This is a genomic window from Streptomyces sp. NPDC059564 (assembly GCF_042735575.1).
In the GTDB taxonomy this organism is placed as follows: domain Bacteria; phylum Actinomycetota; class Actinomycetes; order Streptomycetales; family Streptomycetaceae; genus Streptomyces.
In genome coordinates this window covers 1-16,666 of record NZ_JBHWBP010000154.1, presented here as the reverse complement: position 1 = coordinate 16,666, position 16,666 = coordinate 1, and the positions used below count along the sequence as shown (strand labels likewise).

The 16,666-nt window shown below is 73.2% G+C and carries 12 protein-coding genes; 5 read left to right on the top strand and 7 right to left on the bottom strand.

Features of this window, described 5'->3' with window-relative positions:
- Positions 1 to 34: 34 nt before the first annotated feature.
- The 3 genes from ACFV0Q_RS24090 to eccD form a co-directional block, all read right to left on the bottom strand.
- On the bottom strand, positions 35 to 2,257 hold the full coding sequence (locus ACFV0Q_RS24090) for a polyribonucleotide nucleotidyltransferase (RefSeq protein WP_385008407.1): 2,223 nt from the start codon (positions 2,255 to 2,257) through the stop codon (positions 35 to 37).
- Between the two features lie 285 nt (positions 2,258 to 2,542).
- Positions 2,543 to 2,830: a 30S ribosomal protein S15 gene (gene rpsO, locus ACFV0Q_RS24085; protein ID WP_267011887.1), complete on the bottom strand. Its 288-nt coding sequence runs from the start codon at positions 2,828 to 2,830 to the stop codon at positions 2,543 to 2,545.
- Positions 2,831 to 3,003: 173 nt separating this feature from the next.
- Positions 3,004 to 4,542 (bottom strand): type VII secretion integral membrane protein EccD, encoded by a 1,539-nt coding sequence (gene eccD / locus ACFV0Q_RS24080; RefSeq protein ID WP_385008406.1) that lies wholly within the window; start codon positions 4,540 to 4,542, stop codon positions 3,004 to 3,006.
- Positions 4,543 to 4,737: 195 nt separating this feature from the next.
- On the opposite strand from eccD, the gene eccCa reads away from it, so the two are divergent.
- Both eccCa and ACFV0Q_RS24070 read left to right on the top strand, forming a co-directional pair.
- On the top strand, positions 4,738 to 8,691 hold the full coding sequence (gene eccCa, locus ACFV0Q_RS24075; protein ID WP_385008405.1) for a type VII secretion protein EccCa: 3,954 nt from the start codon (positions 4,738 to 4,740) through the stop codon (positions 8,689 to 8,691).
- A 119-nt stretch (positions 8,692 to 8,810) separates the two neighbouring features.
- Positions 8,811 to 9,044 carry a DUF397 domain-containing protein gene (locus ACFV0Q_RS24070; protein WP_030227593.1) on the top strand — a complete coding sequence of 78 codons (234 nt, stop codon included), beginning with the start codon at positions 8,811 to 8,813 and terminating at the stop codon, positions 9,042 to 9,044.
- Positions 9,045 to 9,145: 101 nt separating this feature from the next.
- On the opposite strand, the gene ACFV0Q_RS24065 is transcribed toward ACFV0Q_RS24070, so the two are convergent.
- The 4 genes from ACFV0Q_RS24065 to eccB all read right to left on the bottom strand — a co-directional run bounded on the left by ACFV0Q_RS24065 (position 9,146) and on the right by eccB (position 12,863).
- Positions 9,146 to 9,454 (bottom strand): WXG100 family type VII secretion target, encoded by a 309-nt coding sequence (locus ACFV0Q_RS24065; RefSeq protein WP_385008404.1) that lies wholly within the window; start codon positions 9,452 to 9,454, stop codon positions 9,146 to 9,148.
- 42 nt (positions 9,455 to 9,496) lie between these two features.
- Complete coding sequence (locus ACFV0Q_RS24060; RefSeq protein WP_385008402.1) at positions 9,497 to 9,832, bottom strand: WXG100 family type VII secretion target; 336 nt, start codon at positions 9,830 to 9,832, stop codon at positions 9,497 to 9,499.
- Between the two features lie 212 nt (positions 9,833 to 10,044).
- Positions 10,045 to 11,271: a type VII secretion-associated serine protease mycosin gene (mycP, locus tag ACFV0Q_RS24055; RefSeq protein WP_385008401.1), complete on the bottom strand. Its 1,227-nt coding sequence runs from the start codon at positions 11,269 to 11,271 to the stop codon at positions 10,045 to 10,047.
- Positions 11,272 to 11,282: 11 nt separating this feature from the next.
- On the bottom strand, positions 11,283 to 12,863 hold the full coding sequence (eccB, locus tag ACFV0Q_RS24050) for a type VII secretion protein EccB (protein WP_385008400.1): 1,581 nt from the start codon (positions 12,861 to 12,863) through the stop codon (positions 11,283 to 11,285).
- Between the two features lie 254 nt (positions 12,864 to 13,117).
- On the opposite strand from eccB, the gene eccE reads away from it, so the two are divergent.
- From eccE to ACFV0Q_RS24035, 3 genes are all read left to right on the top strand, one after another.
- Positions 13,118 to 14,392, top strand: coding sequence for a type VII secretion protein EccE (gene eccE / locus ACFV0Q_RS24045; protein ID WP_385008399.1), 1,275 nt, complete (start codon positions 13,118 to 13,120; stop codon positions 14,390 to 14,392).
- Complete coding sequence (locus ACFV0Q_RS24040) at positions 14,389 to 15,099, top strand: hypothetical protein (protein WP_385008398.1); 711 nt, start codon at positions 14,389 to 14,391, stop codon at positions 15,097 to 15,099. The genes eccE and ACFV0Q_RS24040 overlap by 4 nt, the downstream gene beginning before the upstream one ends.
- A 334-nt stretch (positions 15,100 to 15,433) precedes the next feature.
- Complete coding sequence (locus ACFV0Q_RS24035) at positions 15,434 to 16,555, top strand: SCO5717 family growth-regulating ATPase (RefSeq protein ID WP_385008396.1); 1,122 nt, start codon at positions 15,434 to 15,436, stop codon at positions 16,553 to 16,555.
- Positions 16,556 to 16,666 lie beyond the last annotated feature (111 nt).

Sequence of the window (16,666 nt, the reverse complement as noted above, 5' to 3'; positions counted from 1 at the left end):
GAGGGGCGGGCCGTCACACGGGAACTACGCGACGTCACTTGTCGGAGTCGTCCTTGTCAGCCTCGGTGTCGGCGGTCTCGCCCTCGATCACGGGGATCAGGGAGAGCTTGCCGCGCTGGTCGATCTCGGCGATCTCGACCTGGACCTTGGTGCCGACCGCGACGACGTCCTCGACGTTCTCCACGCGCTTGCCACCGGCGAGCTTGCGGATCTGCGAGATGTGCAGCAGGCCGTCCTTGCCGGGCATCAGGGAGACGAAGGCACCGAAGGTGGTGGTCTTGACGACCGTACCCAGGTACCGCTCGCCGACCTCCGGCATGGTCGGGTTGGCGATCGCGTTGATCGTGGCGCGGGCGGCCTCGGCGGCCGGGCCGTCGGAGGCACCGATGTAGATGGTGCCGTCGTCCTCGATCGTGATCTCGGCGCCGGTGTCCTCCTGGATCTGGTTGATCATCTTGCCCTTGGGGCCGATGACCTCACCGATCTTGTCCACCGGGATCTTGACGGTGATGATCCGCGGGGCGTTCGGGGACATCTCGTCCGGCGTGTCGATCGCTTCCATCATCACGTCGAGGATGTGGAGGCGGGCGTCGCGGGCCTGGGTCAGGGCCGCGGCCAGCACGGAGGCCGGGATGCCGTCGAGCTTGGTGTCGAGCTGGAGCGCGGTGACGAACTCCTTGGTGCCGGCGACCTTGAAGTCCATGTCGCCGAAGGCGTCCTCCGCACCGAGGATGTCGGTGAGGGCGACGTAGTGGGTCTTGCCGTCGATCTCCTGGGAGATCAGGCCCATGGCGATGCCGGCGACGGGGGCCTTGAGGGGCACACCGGCGTTCAGCAGCGACATGGTGGAGGCGCAGACCGAGCCCATGGACGTCGAACCGTTGGAGCCGAGGGCCTCGGACACCTGACGGATCGCGTAGGGGAATTCCTCGCGGGTCGGGAGGACCGGCACGATCGCGCGCTCGGCGAGCGCGCCGTGGCCGATCTCGCGGCGCTTGGGCGAGCCCACGCGGCCGGTCTCGCCGACGGAGTACGGCGGGAAGTTGTAGTTGTGCATGTAGCGCTTGCGGGTCACCGGGGAGAGGGTGTCCAGCTGCTGCTCCATACGGAGCATGTTGAGGGTGGTGACGCCCAGGATCTGGGTCTCGCCACGCTCGAACAGCGCCGAGCCGTGCACGCGCGGGATGGCCTCGACCTCGGCGGCGAGGGTACGGATGTCCGTGAGCCCGCGGCCGTCGATGCGGACCTTGTCCTTGATGACGCGCTCGCGCACCAGGGCCTTGGTCAGGCTGCGGTAGGCGGCGGAGATCTCCTTCTCGCGGCCTTCGAAGGCCGGGAGGAGCTTCTCGGCGGCGATCTCCTTGACGCGGTCCAGCTCGGCCTCGCGGTCCTGCTTGCCCGCGATGGTCAGCGCCTGGGAGAGGTCGCCCTTGACGGCGGCCGCGAGGGCCTCGTACACGTCGTCCTGGTAGTCCAGGAAGACCGGGAACTCGCCCTCGGGCTTGGCGGCCTTGGCGGCCAGGTCGGCCTGGGCCTTGCAGAGCACCTTGATGAAGGGCTTCGCGGCGTCGAGACCGGAGGCGACGATCTCCTCGGTCGGCGCCTCGGCGCCGCCCTTGACGAGGGCGATGGTCTTCTCGGTGGCCTCGGCCTCGACCATCATGATCGCGACGTCGCCGTCCTCCAGGACGCGGCCCGCGACGACCATGTCGAAGACGGCGTCCTCGAGCTCGGTGTGCGTCGGGAAGGCCACCCACTGGCCGCGGATCAGCGCGACGCGGACGCCGCCGATCGGGCCGGAGAAGGGCAGACCGGCCAGCTGGGTGGACGCGGACGCGGCGTTGATCGCGACGACGTCGTACAGGTGGTCGGGGTTGAGCGCCATGATCGTGGCGACGACCTGGATCTCGTTGCGCAGGCCCTTCTTGAAGGACGGGCGCAGCGGGCGGTCGATCAGGCGGCAGGTGAGGATCGCGTCCTCGGAGGGGCGGCCCTCGCGGCGGAAGAAGGAACCGGGGATCTTGCCGGCCGCGTACTGGCGCTCCTCGACGTCCACCGTGAGGGGGAAGAAGTCGAGCTGGTCCTTGGGCTTCTTCGACGCGGTGGTGGCGGAAAGCACCATCGTGTCGTCGTCCAGGTAGGCAACGGCGGAGCCGGCGGCCTGGCGGGCCAGACGGCCCGTCTCGAAGCGGATGGTGCGGGTGCCGAAGGAACCGTTGTCAATGACGGCCTCGGCGTAGTGGGTCTCGTTCTCCACTAGCGTTTTCTCCATTTTCGTCGTCTCCGTCCACCACCCGTGTGGTGGGGGACGGTGTTGGAGAAGCGCTCCTGGCGTGCGGGCCGGTCTTCGATCGAAGCACCCGGTTCTGAGCCCCGTCGCGGGGCTTTCCGGATGCCACTACCGAGGACCGGCGGCGTAGGGAGGGCGCTCCTCCTCTTCAGTTGTGCGCTGTGTCCAGACTACAAAGCGACCGGTACGTCGCGCACGTACAGCAAAGGGAGCGGCCCCATCGGTGTGGGAACCGCTCCCTTCACAGCGTCTTTACTTGGCGCCGGCCGCACCGCGACGGATGCCGAGGCGCTCGACCAGCGCACGGAAGCGCTGGATGTCCTTCTTGGCCAGGTACTGCAGCAGGCGGCGACGCTGGCCGACCAGGATCAGCAGACCACGACGGGAGTGGTGGTCGTGCTTGTGGGTCTTGAGGTGCTCGGTCAGGTCCGAGATGCGGCGGGACAGCATCGCGACCTGGACCTCGGGGGAGCCGGTGTCGCCCTCCTTGGCACCAAACTCTGCGATGAGCTGCTTCTTCACTGCGGCGTCGAGCGGCACGCGTACTCCTCGTAATAGGTCTTCGTTGCCACCGAGTGCCCCAGGTCGAATTCTCTGGGGATCTTCCGTAACTCGGGAGGCGGGGTCCGCTGAGCGCAGCCTCCAGAGGATCTCCGGGGGCGCGTACACAAACGGCCGTCACACAGCGTACCAGGCTGCCGGGTCGCGCCGTCTCAGCTGGTGAGAGAGCGGGCGCGGCTGTAGACGTCGAGCACGGCCAGGGTCAGCGGGACCAGGCTGAGCAGTACTGCGGCCTCGGTGAGGTCGAGCAGCCTTCCCCAGAAGGGTGACAGGCCCTTGCGGGGGATGACAAGCGCAATTCCCGCGAGGAGGGCCGCGCCGGCGGCGACGGCGGCCGAGAGCCAGATGGTACGGAGGTCCAGGCCGCCCCGGTCGTGGTAGCGGGTGAGCTCGAACACCAGATCGACGGGCGGGTGCAGGGCGAGGCCGAGGATGAGCAGCCCGATGGCGGCCAGGCCCGCGACGAGCGCGCAGACCACCTGCGAGGTGTAGCGGAAGAGGCGGGCCCGCAGCAGCATCGCCAGGCCGGCGGTCAGGGCGAGCAGCCGGCCCCAGGTGTTGTCGGAGAAGCCGAGGACGGCGGCGGAGCCCACGACCACGGCGGCGCAGCCGCCGACCAGGCCGAGGAGCATCTCGTGGCCCCGGCGGGCCTGGGCCGCGATCTGCTCGGCGTCGAGCGGGGCGGCCGGGTCGTGGCCGGGGTCGGTGCCGACGGGGCCGAGGGCGCCGTCGGGGTCCCGGCGGGGCGCGCTCTCGGCGCGGTCCGGGGTCCCCGGGTACTCGGTGTACTCGTCGGTGGCGCTGCGCGGGGCCGCGTACCCGATGGGCAGCCGGGCGAAGCGGGCCGAGAGGCCGGGCAGGAAGGCGACGAGCCCGATGGCGACGGGGGCGCAGACGGCGGCGGTCGCCGTGGCGGAGCCGTCGGCGGCGATGGCGGCGAAGGTGGCCAGGGTCCCGGTGGCGGCGAGGAAGGTGGCCGCGACGAAGGGGGCGTCGCCGTGCGGGGTGAGCGCGACCAGGGCGACGGAGGCGATGAGGGCGCAGACGCAGCCGAGCAGGAACTGCAGGCGGCCCGGGCCCTGGCCCGCGCCGGCGGCGACGATGCCGGAGCCGGCGATCAGCAGGTGCGGGAGGGCCCCGAGGCCGAGGGCCACGGCGGAGCCGCGGTCGCGGTAGACCCGGGCGCGCACTCCGGCGGCGGCGGTGAGCAGCACGCCGACGGCCCCGGCGATGATCCCGGGCAGGCCGTGCATGTCGTGGCGGACCGGGTCGGCGTACCAGAGGACGAAGCCGAGCAGGACGAGCAGCAGGGCGGCTCCGGCCAGGCCCGCGCCGCGCAGCATGTCGTCACTCCAGCGGTGCCGGTCGCGCACGACGGCCGAGGCGACGGCGTCGGAGACGTCGTCGAAGACGGCGGGCGGCAGGGATTCGGCGAAGGGGCGCAGGCTGAGCACCTCGCCGTCGAGGACCTGCTGGGCGGCGAGGGTGCGGGCGCCGTCGAGGACGGTGCCGGAGCGGCGTACGAGGTGGAAGCCGGTGGGGGCGCCGACGGGCTGGGTCTGGCCGGTGAGGCGCAGCAGCTCGGGGTAGACGTCCGCGACGGCGATGTCCTCGGGGAGGGCGACGTCGATGCGGCTGTCGGGAGCCACGACGGTCACCCTGCAGAAACCCGTCGCTTCGGCCGTACTCACCTGTGTGACCCCCCTGGTTGGCGCCGGTGGCGGCGGCCGATTCGCGGATGCGCATGCTGCGCGCGCCACCCTACCCGGCGGGGGTGCGACTGTCGGCAAGTAGGATCGCCGGGCGCGGAGGAGACCCCCTCCGAGCCCGGGACTTGGGGGCGCCGGTTGCGATGTCCCGTCCGTTTTCGAGGGATTGATGCTCCGGTGAGCCAGATCGTCGTCAAACGCCCGCCCCGGTCCCTGCCGGCCGAAGTCCCTTCGGACGAGCTGAGGCTGGAGGCTCCGCCCGAACTTCCGCGCGGGCAGCAGGAGGGCATGCTGATGCAGCTCCTGCCGATGCTCGGCATGGGCTCCTCCGTCGTCTTCTTCTTCATGCCGGGTGCCGCGCCGTTCATGCGCATCATGGGCGTGCTGATGCTGGTGTCGACGGTGGGCATGGTCATCGCCCAGCTGGTGCGCTTCCGGCGCGGTACACAGGGGCAAATGGCGGACGTGCGCAGGGACTACCTGAAGTACCTGGCGCAGACGCGCCGTCAGGTACGCAGGACCGCGCGGGCGCAGCGTGACGCGCAGCTGTACCTGCACCCGGCCCCCGAGCAGTTGTGGTCGGTGGTGGCGGAGGGCTCGCGGCTGTGGGAGCGGCGGGTCGGCGACGCGGACTTCGGGCAGGCCCGGCTGGGGCTGGGCGCGCAGCGGCTGGCGACGCCGCTGGTGGCTCCGGACACGGCTCCGGTGGACGAGCTGGAGCCGCTGACGGCGGGCGCGATGCAGCGCTTCCTGAAGGTGCACTCCTCGCTGGACGGGCTGCCGGTGGCGGTGTCGATCCGGGCGTTCTACCACGTGACGGTGTCCGGGGAGCCGGAGTCGGTGCGCGGGACGGCGCGGGCGCTGGTGGCGCAGCTGGCGACGCTGCACTCCCCCGAGGACCTGATGGTGGCGGTGGTGGCCGCGCCGGGCGCGGTGGCGTCGTGGGACTGGGTGAAGTGGCTGCCGCACACGCAGGTGCCCGGGCAGGTCGACGGGGCCGGTACGAAGCGGCTGTTCGGCGATGACCTGGGCGAGCTGGAGGGGCTGCTGGCGTCCCGGCTCGACGGGCGGCCGCGGTTCAGCCGCGACGTGTCCCCGGTGCTGGACCAGCCGCACCTGGTGGTGGTGCTCGACGGCGGGATGGTGCCGCCGGACTCGGTGTTCGCGGCGGCCGAGGGCCTGCAGGGCGTGACCGTCGTCGAGGTGGTCGCGGGCGAGCTGGACGACCAGCGCGGCGGGCTGTCGGTCGTGGTGCGGCCGGGCCGGCTGCGGCTGGAGTCGGGCGCGGGGGTCGCGTACGAGGGCGTCCCGGACGTGCTGTCGCTGCCGGCGGCGGAGGCCCTGGCGCGGCAGCTGGCGCCGCTGCGCACGGGCGGCGGGGACGAGGACGAGCCGCTGCTGGCGAACCTGGACTTCACCGATCTGCTGAACCTGGGCGACGCGGCGGCCGTCGACGTGTCGCGGACCTGGCGGCCGCGTTCGGCCGGTGAGCGGCTGCGCGTGCCGATCGGCGTGGGCGAGGACGGCTCCCCGGTGATGCTGGACCTGAAGGAGGCCGCGCAGGAGGGCATGGGCCCGCACGGGCTGTGCGTCGGCGCGACCGGTTCGGGCAAGTCGGAGCTGCTGCGCACGCTCGTGCTGGGGCTGGCGGTCACGCACACCTCGGAGACGCTGAACTTCGTACTGGCCGACTTCAAGGGCGGTGCGACCTTCACCGGCATGGGGCAGATGCCGCACGTCGCGGCGGTGATCACCAACCTGGCGGACGACCTCACGCTCGTGGACCGGATGGGCGACTCGATCCGCGGCGAGCTGCAGCGCAGGCAGGAGCTGCTGCGCTCGGCGGGCAACTACGCGAACATGCACGACTACGAGAAGGCGCGCGCGGCGGGCGCCCCGCTGGAGCCGCTGGCCGCGCTGGTGCTGGTCATCGACGAGTTCAGCGAGCTGCTGACCGCGAAGCCCGACTTCATCGACATGTTCATCCAGATCGGCCGGATCGGCCGTTCGCTGGGCGTGCACCTGCTGCTGGCCTCGCAGCGGCTGGAGGAGGGCAAGCTGCGCGGGCTGGACACGTACCTGTCGTACCGGATCGGCCTGCGGACCTTCTCGGCGTCGGAGTCGCGGACGGCGATCGGCGTGCCGGACGCGTACCACCTGCCGTCGGTGCCCGGTTCGGGCTACCTGAAGTTCGGTACGGACGAGATGACCCGCTTCAAGGCGGCGTACGTCTCGGGCACCTACCGTTCGGGCGGGCCCGACCTGTCGGTGGGGCCGTTCCCGGTGGAGCGGCGGCCGGTGCTGTTCACGGCGGCGCCGGTGCCGGTGGTGTACGCGGCGCCGGACCCGGCGTACCTGGCGACGCGGCCGTCCCGGGAGGACGACGCGCTCGCCGACACGGTGCTCGACGTGATCGTGGGCCGGCTGGAGGGGCAGGGCGTGCCCGCGCACCAGGTGTGGCTGCCGCCGCTGGACCAGGCCCCGCCGCTGGACCAGTTGCTGCCCGCGCTGGCGGCGGGCGCGGAGCGCGGGCTGCACGCGGAGGGGTACACGCGGCCCGGCGGGCTGATCGTGCCGCTCGGTCTGATCGACAAGCCCTTCGAGCAGCGGCGCGAGGTGCTGTACCGGGACTTCTCGGGTGCGGCGGGCCACATGATGGTGGTCGGCGGTCCGCAGTCGGGCAAGTCGACGCTGATGCGGACGCTGATCTCCTCCTTCGCGCTCACGCACACCCCGCGCGAGGTGCAGTTCTACGGTCTGGACTTCGGCGGCGGCGGTCTGTCGGCGGTTGCGGAGCTGCCGCACGTGGGCGGGATCGCCTCGCGGCTGGATCCGGAGCGGGTGCGGCGTACGGTCGCCGAGGTGGCGGGCATCCTCAACCGCCGCGAGGAGTTCTTCCGGTCGAACGGCATCGACTCGATCGGTACGTACCGGCGGCGGCGCGCGGCGGGCGAGCTGCCCGGCGAGGCCTGGGGCGACGTGTTCCTGGTCGTCGACGGCTGGGGCGGTTTCCGCAGCGAGTACGAGGGCCTGGAGCCGGTGGTCACGGACATCGCGGCCCGCGGTCTGGGCTACGGCATCCACGTGGTGGTCACGGCGGCCCGGTACATGGAGGTCCGGGCGGCGCTGAAGGACCAGATGCTGAGCCGGCTGGAGCTGCGGCTCGGCGACGTCATGGACTCGGAGTTCGACCGGCGGGTCGCGGCCAACGTGCCGACGGGGATGCCGGGACGCGGTCAGGTCCCGGAGAAGCTGCACTTCCTGGGCGCGCTGCCGCGCGTCGACGGCTCGCACGACCCGGAGAGCCTCTCGGAGGCCACGGCGGCCTTCGTGGCGGCCGTGCGGTCAGGCTGGACGGGGCCCGCGGCTCCCGGCGTTCGGCTCCTGCCGCGGCTGCTGCACGCCGACCAGCTGCCCAAGGGCGGGGAGTTCCCGGAGCGCGGGATCGCGATCGGCATCGACGAGACGGCGCTGGAGCCGGTGTTCGTCGACTTCGAGACGGACCCGTTCTTCATGATCTTCGGCGAGAGCGAGTCGGGCAAGACGAACCTGCTGCGGCTCATCGCCCGGCAGATCGCCGACCGCTACACCCCGGACCAGGCCAAGCTGGTCGTGGGCGACTACCGGCGCGGGCTGCTCGGGGCGCTGCCGGAGGAGTACCTGCTGGAGTACGCGCCGATGGCGAGCTCCCTGCAGATGCACATGGAGGCGCTGGGCGGGGTGTTCTCGCGGCGGCAGCCGCCGACGGACGTCACCCCGCAGCAGTTGCGGGACCGCAGCTGGTGGACGGGCCCGGACGTGTACATCGTGATCGACGACTACGACCTGGTCGCCACCAGCCAGGGCAATCCGCTGGCGCAGCTGGTGGAGTTCCTGCCCTTCGCCCGGGACACGGGGGTGCGCTTCATCATCGCGCGCAGCTCGGCGGGTGCCTCGCGCGCGCTGTACGAGCCCTTCATGCAGCGGTTCAAGGAGCTGGGCGCGCAGGGCGTGGTGCTGTCGGGCGACCCGTCCGAGGGCGATCTGCTCGGTACGGTGCGGCCGCGGCCGATGCCGCCGGGCCGCGGGTACTTCGTGTCGCGCCGGCGCGGTACCTCGCTGGTGCAGCTGGGCCGGATGCCGGGCCTGTAGCGGCGGCCGCGCGGGAGCGGGGGCCGTTTCCGGCGGAAACGGCCCCCGGAGCACGCGCCCGCGCCGATAATCGGCAGCGAAGACCGAGCAGGACCGCACCACCGAGGGAAGGGCCGCACATGGGCACCCAGCAGGAGAAGGACGAGCTGTACGCGCTCGACATCAGCGGCGTCGAGTGGCAGGGACCTCCCGGGACCAGCCCGGACGAGGAGCGCGTGGAGATCGCCAAGCTGCCCGAGGGCGCGGTGGCGATGCGGTCCTCGCTGGACCGCGACACGGTGCTGCGGTACACGGCGGCCGAGTGGGAGGCCTTCGTACTCGGCGCCAGGGACGGGGAGTTCGACCTCACCTGAGGCCGGTGCCGGTACGTACCGGCACGTACGAAGGGGGCGCGCCCGCGGTGGGCGCGCCCCCTTCGTGTGTCCGCGTGCGGACGGGGTTCGAACAGCGGGGCTCAGTAGGCCTCGGTGAACAGGCGCGAGGCCTTCACGTCGGTGGCGCGGTAGTCGCCCTTGCCGCGCTCGATGAGCTGCGCGACCTTTTCGAGCTGCGTCTGCATGTGGTCGGCGCGGCGGTGGTACTTCGTCTGGAGGGTGACGTACTCGCGGTGCGCCTCACCGTCCCAGGTGTCGGTGACGACCTTCACGGCCGCCTCCATCTCGTCGAGGTCCTTGAGGATGTTCTTCGAGACGACACGGATGCGGTCCGCCATCTGCTGGACGTTCTCGTACCGTACCCGGGTGTGGCCGTCGTTGCCGGACATGATCTTCTCCTTCGCGCTGGTTTGCTGGGGACTACGCCGCGATCAGATGCCGTCGAGGCCGGAACGGCCTCCGCCGCTGCCGCCGATCGAGTTGAACGCGGCGCGCACCTCGTCGTCCTGGGCGTTGGTCAGGTTCTTGGTCTGCGAGACGGCGTTGTGCAGGACGCCGAGCAGCCGGCGGATCTCGTCGTGGTCGATGTTGAGGTCCGACTGGGCCTTCTTGAAGCCCTCGGCACCCACACCGGTCCAGCCCGCGCTGACGGTGGCCAGGATGTCGGCCAGCTCGCGGGCCTGGGTGGTCACGGCGTTGGCCGTCTCGGAGATCCTGTTGGTCGCCTTGACGACCGGATCGTCCGCAAGTCCGAAATTGTTCGTCATCCGAAGCTCCTCACTTCTCAATTCCCCGGCAGAACCGGAGGATTGCGCGGCGGAGCGGACCTTCGCGGCGCGGACCGGAGTCACACGCACCGCACTTCCCCCTCCGCTTCACGCGTCCCCCGATCACAGTCGTGAAGCCAGCCGTCACTCTAGTCAGTTCGGGTCACACGCCCAACACCGGCGGGTCGCTTCCGTTGATGAACCGTGACCGTTCACTGCAAACGGCGGCGACGGCGGGCCTCGCGGACGACGGTCGCGGTGGCGGCGATGACCGCGATGAGCACGGCCCCGATGCCCAGAGCGTACGTGCCGATCCGCTCCTCGCGCTCCTGTGCGGTTTCGGAGAGCGTGAGCTCGGCGGCGCGCGGCGCGGCCGCCGGGGGCGGTCCCGGGTCCGGGACGGGGGCCCGTGGCGGCTCGCCGTCCTGGGTGACGGCCCGGACCGGGTCCACCACTCCCCATCCGACGTAGTCGTCACGGCCGTTGACCGCGCGCTCCGCGGTGTTCTGGATCTGCCAGACCACCTCCTGCGGGGTCCACTGCGGGTGCTCGGCGCGCAGCAGGGCGGCGACCCCGGCGACGTAGGGGGCGGAGAAGCTGGTGCCGTTGTCGACGCACTGGCCGAAGCCGGGGACCGTGGAGACCATGTCGACTCCGGGGGCGGCGACGCCGATGAAGTCGCCCGGCTGGGAGAAGGCGGCCCGTTCGTTGTTGCGGTCGGAGGAGGCCACGGCCAGGACGCCCGGGAAGGCCGCCGGGTAGGTGTTGCGCTTCTGGCCGCTCATGCCGTCGTTGCCGGCGGAGGCGACGATCACCGCCTTGGCGGCCAGGGCCCGTTGGACGGCCTTGCCGAGCTCGGAGTCGGCGGTGAGCGGGGCGTCGGTGTCCTGGCTGATGTTGATGACCTGGGCGCCCTTGGCCACGGCGTGGTCGATGGCCTGGGCGAGGGTGGCCGCGTTGCCGTTGCCCTGCCCGTCGTTCTGCCGGATGGGGATGACGGTGGCCTCGGGGGCCAGGCCGACGAAGCCGGTGCCCTCCTGGGGGCGGGCCGCGATCAGTCCGGCGACCTTGGTGCCGTGGCCGATGGTGTCGTTGGTGCCGTCGCCGCCCTTGGTGTCGACGAAGTCCCGTCCCGCGCCGGCGTCGAGGGCGCCGGAGAGCTGCGGGTTGGCGCGGTCCACTCCGGTGTCGATGACGGCGACCCGTACGCCCTTGCCCTTGGTCCGCGCCCACAGCGCGTCGAGCATGAGCCGCTGGAGGGCCCAGGGGCGGTCGGCGATCTGCTTCTTCATGGGGAAGCTGCACTCGCCCGCCCCGGCGAGCTGCAGGGCGTACGGAGCCCCGGGCGCGGGGGCCGCGGCGGCGGCGCCCGGGGCGGCGCACACCGCGACGAGGGCGAAGGCGGTGCTCACCAGCACGGCGCGGGAGGTCTGCGGCACGGGCGGTCTCCTCATGAACCCTGGGGCTGGCGGGCCGAGTTGGTGTCCAGGCGGGGCCCCTTGGAGAGGAACTCCGACCACGCGATGGGCACCATGGCCGGGACGACCCCGCCGTAGCCGAGCCGGATCTGCGCCTGGCTGGCCTCGGGGCGGCGGTCTCCGGCGCCGCCCGGCGCCTGCGGGTCGGGGGCCCCGATCTTCGACTGCGCGGCGTCGCTGTCCCCGTTGGCCTGGACGGCGTAGCGCAGGCCGGTGTCGGTGACCAGGAACAGCGAACCGCCGGCGGTGGTCTGGCGGCCCTGGACCTGCGTGTAGAGCAGGCCCGTGCCCGGGGTGACGTAGGAGCTGGTGCCGCTGGCGGCGATGTCGACGGGGAAGCCGGTCCCGGCCCAGGTGCTCAGCGTCTGGTTGCCCTGCCCGTCGACGGAGCGCAGCACGTTGCACACGGTGTCGCGGCGTTCGGCGCCCTGCGGGGCGCCGGGGGTGTCGGCGATCCGGTTGACCTGCGGCCCGCGCCGGCGCGGCCAGCGGGCGTCGTCCTTGAACGCGGTGGCGTCGGGGTTCAGGGACTGCAGGTCGGTCTCGTGGGCCTTGCCGTGCATGTTGAGGCTGTCGGTGGCGGGCGAGGAGATCAGCAGCCAGGCGACGAACTCCGAGACCGGGGCGACCCGGTCGGGCAGGACGACGTAGTGCTGGGTGCCGGAGCCGGTCTGGGCGGTCAGCACCATGCCGACCTTGCTGTCGGCGCCGCTCAGGCCCGGGACGGAGGCGTTCGCGCCCGGGGTGCCGGGCAGTTGCGGGAAGGCCAGGTCGTCGCCGGAGTTGAGGGTGGCCAGCCACTCCTCGGTGACCGGCTGGGGGGTGGCGCCGGTGCCGACCAGGGCCATGGTGAGGGTTCCGGAGTCCGGCTTCCCTTCCGGGAAGCGGTACTTGGTGCCCGTCGAGTCGATGAGGAAGCGCTCCTTGGCCCCGCCCGTGGACTGGACGTAGAGCACCTGGCCGTCGGTGGTGCGGCGCCCGTCGTCGAGCAGTCCCGCCTCGCGGTCGGCGAGGACGAAGGCGGCGGTCTGGACGCCGCGGCCGTTGCCGCCGGGCTGCTGGCAGACGGCCCAGCGCTTGGCCTTGCCCGCGTCCTGCTTCGCGGGGAGCCGGTCGGGGGCGTAGGGGATGCCGATGATGGGGCCGCGCGGGGGCTTGCCCGCGTCGAGCACCTTGTCCTCGACCTGGATGACCTTGAACTTCTGCGGGTCGAGGAGGAGTCGCGCGGAGGCGAGGTTGAGCACCGGGTGCAGCCGGGTCTGGTCCTTGCCGCCGACCTTGGTGGTCAGGACCACGTACCGGGTCGTCGACTGCTTGCCGACGATGACGGTGGTGCCGGGATCGGCCCAGCCCTTGGGCGCCTGCGGTTTGAACATGCCCCAGGCCCCGAAGCCGGCGAGCACGAGCGCCCCGATCACCAGGCTGGGGACCACCGCGCGCAGCGGCTTCGGGGCACCTTCCTCGGAGCCGGTGGCCGAGGGCTGAAGGAACGCGGCCACCGTCCGCCGCTTCGCAAAGGTGTACGCGTTGAGCTCATCACGTCGTGATGCCATGACCGCCTGCTTCTCCCCGCCCGGCCCGGTCGGTGGGGCCGCTCCCCGGGCCTTCGTTGTCGGACCGGGGACCTACTATGCCTCTTGACGGAGGGTCGGCAGGTGGCGGGTAGGCTGAGGCAGCCGCTCAGCACCTTCCGGACCGGGGTAATCAGGGCTTGTTGGGGTGGATCGGGAGGTTCCGGAGCCGGGCGGCGGCTGCCGCGCAGCGCCGGGACCCGCCGGGTCCGCCCCCTGGAGGGGGAGGTGCGCGAATGAGGGCCACCGCGACGGAGCCGCAGGCGGCCGCGGCCGCACCCGCGCGCGATGCTGTGACGCCGCATCCGAAGTCGAGCCCGGGCCGGTTCGGTCCGTTCCGATTGCAACAGCTCGTGCTGATCCAGCTCGCCGCGGCCGCGCTGCTCGTGGCGTGGGTGGTGGAGCCGATGCTGCTCGTGCCCGCCGGTGTCCTGGCGCTGGTCCTGGTGCTGCTGGCCCTCGTACGCCGCCACCAGCGCTCCCTGCCGGAGTGGATCGGCGGCGCGCTCGCGCTGCGCGCCCGGCGGCGCAGGGCCGCCTCCCTCGCGGTGCCCGCGGGGACCGAGCCGGGGCTGGCGCCGCTGGTCGAGGCCGATCCCGCGCTGCGGACGCTGACCTTCAACGACCGTGACCGGCGGCCGGTCGGGATGGTCGGCGACGGCACCTTCCTGACGGCGGTGGTCCAGGTGGACACCGACGCCACCGCGCTGCGGCCCGACCGGGGGGCGCGGCCGCTGCCGCTGTCCGCCGTACGGGACGTCCTCGAAGTGGACGGGATCCGGCTGGAGTCGGCGCAGCTGGTGCAGCACACCCAGCCCGCCCCGGCCCCGCACCTGCCGGCGCAGTCGATGGCCACGCGCAACTACGCCCCGCTCCAGGCCCGGACGGGCACTCCCGCGGTCCGGCTGACGTGGATCGCCCTCAAGCTGGACCCCGAACTGTGCCCGGAGGCGGTCACCGCGCGCGGGGGCGGTCTCGCGGGGGCCCAGCGCTGCCTGGTGCGGGCGGCGGACCAGCTGGCGAGCCGGCTCACCGGGGCCGGTTTCCGGGCCACGGTGCTGACGGAACAGGAGCTGACGGGCGCGCTGGCGACCTCCTCCTGCGCGAACCCGATGGCGATCACCCAGGCGGGGCGCTCGGCCAGCACGGGACGCCGTACGGAGGAGACCTCGCGGACCTGGCGCTGCGACGACCGGCGGCACACCACGTACTGGATAGGCCGCTGGCCGCAGCTGGGCGGCGGCGGGGCCGGACTGCCGCAGTTCGTGGCCCTGCTGACCTCGCTGCCGGCGCTGGCGACGAACTTCAGCCTCACGATGGCCCCGGCCGAGCGGCAGGGCGTGACGCTGACCGGGCACGTCCGGGTGACCGGGCGCAGCGACGAAGAACTCGTCGCCGCCCGGCGGGAACTGGAGCGCACGGCGCGGGGCGTGAAGACGGGACTGGTCCGGCTCGACCGGGAACAGGTGCCGGGGCTGCTGGCCTCGCTGCCGTTGGGAGGAGCCCGATGAGGGGTGCGGTCAGGGGCGGTTTCGGGCTGGTCGGCCCGCGCCGGGAGCGGCACGTGGTGCCGGCGGGCGATCTGGACGTGCTGGCGCTGCCCGTCGGGGACGACGGGGTCGTCATCGGCGTGGACGCGGAGGGCCGTCCGGCGGTGCTCGGCGTGAACCGGCCGACGCCGTACGAGGTCACGCTGATCGGCGGCCTGTGGACGGCCCAGGTGCTGGCGCTGCGCACCGCGGCGACCGGGGCCCGGGTCGCGGTGGAGACCGGGCGGGGTCAGGTGTGGTCCGGGCTGGCGCAGGCGGCCGGCGGCGGGCAGCAGTGCGTGACCCTGCACGAGGTGGGGCGGGTGCCGCCGCAGGGCGCGTCGGCGGGCAGCCCGGTTCTGGTGATCCGGGACTGCGGGATGCGGCCGCCGCGCGGGCGGGTGGTGGCGGGGCCGTGGCAGTCGGTGCTGACCCTGCTGCCGTACCTGAGCCCGGTGGCGCCGCGGCTGCTGCGGAACTCCTCGCTGGTGGGGGTGCAGCGGGTGTCCCCCGACGAGGCGGAGCGGATCGGCACGCTGATGGGCCTCCCGCAGCCGGCCGTGGAATCACTGCCGACCCTCGGCGACGGGGTGACCCTGTGGTGCACGCCGCGGGACCGGAAGTTCGTGATGACCCAGGGCACGGAAACGGAAACGGGCCTCCTGGGCACGGCACGGCGCATCGACTGACCGGTGGCGCGGCTGCGCTGTCCGCTGGCCGGGCAGGGGCGGTGCGCCGTGGCGCTGCCGGGCGTCGACGGGGAGGGCGGTGCGCCGTGGCGCCTGCGGGTGCGGGGCCGTTCAACGGCGGCGCGGGTGGTGTGCCCGGCGTTGCCGGGGTGAGCGCTGTGCCTCGGCGGAGTGGACGGTGCGTAATGACGGTTGCTCAGGGGCCGGGTGGCCTGTAGGCAGGAGTGCGGGGGCGCGACCTCGGGGCCTTTGGGGGTGCGGGGCGCGATTAGGCTGAGCGCGGGCGCGGCGTCGAGGTGGGCGCCCGACCGTGTTCGACAGACCAGGAGGACCAGTGAGCGGCGATCGGAACGAGAGGCGCGGCGGGACGTGGGACGTCCCGACGGACGATCAGTCCGACGCGGAGCCCGATGTGACGGGCGAGTTCACCATCGACTACACCCCGCCGGCCTGGTACACCCAGGGCGCGCCGGCGCAGCCCGCGCCGGTGGCGGGGGTGCCCGGGCTGCCCAAGGGCAGCGGCTTCGAGCCCCACCGCCCGTCGGACGTGGTCTCCCCGCCGACGATGCGCATCGCCCCACCGGCACCCCGTACCGCGTCGGACGCCGCGGCGCAGTCGGAGGCTCCGTCAGCCTTCCCGGCCCAGGCGGAGGCCCTCTCGGCCTTCCCCGTCCAGACGGAGGCCCCGTCTGCCTTCCCGGCACCGGCGGAGGCCCCCTCGGCCTTCCCCGTCCAGGCGGAGGCCCCGTCCGGCTTCCCGGCACAGGGCCCGTCGGCCGCAGCCCCGGCGCCGTTCTCCGGTCAGGGCACGGCGGACGCGGTCCCGGCGCCCTTCCCGGGTCAGGGTACGAGCACCTCCCCCGCCCCGGCGGACGCGTTCCCGTCGCCGCTCCCGGCGTCGGCTTCGGCGGCCGCCTCGCCGTCGTCTGAGGCCTCGTCGCCGTTCCCGCCCGCGGGCGGGGCCCCGGCACCGTTCTCCGGCCCGGACCAGCACCCGGGCGGCGCCCCGGCGTTCCCTGCACCGGCGGACGCCGCCGCATCGCCGTTCCCGGCGCATGGCCAGGGCAACTTCTCGGCCCCGGCCGAGAGCCCGGCGCCCGCTCCGGCCCACTTCGCCGCCCCGGCGGACCTCCCGGGCCAGGGCCCGGGTGGCTTCCCGGCACCGTCGGACGCGGCCGCGCCGCCGTTCCCGGCCCAGGGACCGAGCGACTTCCCCGCCCCGGCGGAGCGTCCGTCGTCCGCTCCGGCCCCGGCCGAGAGCCCGGCACCGGGTACGGGTCCGGCCGACGCCGTGCCGTCCGCGGCGCAGGCCGACGCACCCTCGGGGTTCCCGCCCGCCGCACCGGCGGACGCCGGGTCGCCCTTCCGGGCCCCGGCCGCCGGATCGGCACCCGCCCCGGCCCCGGGAGACGCCTCGGCGCCGCGCCCTGCCGAGGGTCCGGGCGCCTTTCTCTAAAACACATATGTCGCTGCCGCCGGCGTAGCGCCGGGAGATCTCGGGGGGCGCCGAAGCAGTCAGTACGCGGCGGGGGGGGGCTGCGGGGGGGGGGCGGGGCGGCGGGCGGGG

Bases quoted from the DNA above. Each gene is read 5' to 3' on its own strand.
- eccB (WP_385008400.1), bottom strand. From the start codon at position 12,863: ATGGCATCACGACGTGATGAGCTCAACGCGTACACCTTTGCGAAGCGG.
- ACFV0Q_RS24065 (WP_385008404.1), bottom strand. From the start codon at position 9,454: ATGTCCGGCAACGACGGCCACACCCGGGTACGGTACGAGAACGTCCAG.
- ACFV0Q_RS24040 (WP_385008398.1), top strand. From the start codon at position 14,389: ATGAGGGGTGCGGTCAGGGGCGGTTTCGGGCTGGTCGGCCCGCGCCGG.
- ACFV0Q_RS24070 (WP_030227593.1), top strand. From the start codon at position 8,811: ATGGGCACCCAGCAGGAGAAGGACGAGCTGTACGCGCTCGACATCAGC.
- eccE (WP_385008399.1), top strand. From the start codon at position 13,118: ATGAGGGCCACCGCGACGGAGCCGCAGGCGGCCGCGGCCGCACCCGCG.
- ACFV0Q_RS24060 (WP_385008402.1), bottom strand. From the start codon at position 9,832: ATGACGAACAATTTCGGACTTGCGGACGATCCGGTCGTCAAGGCGACC.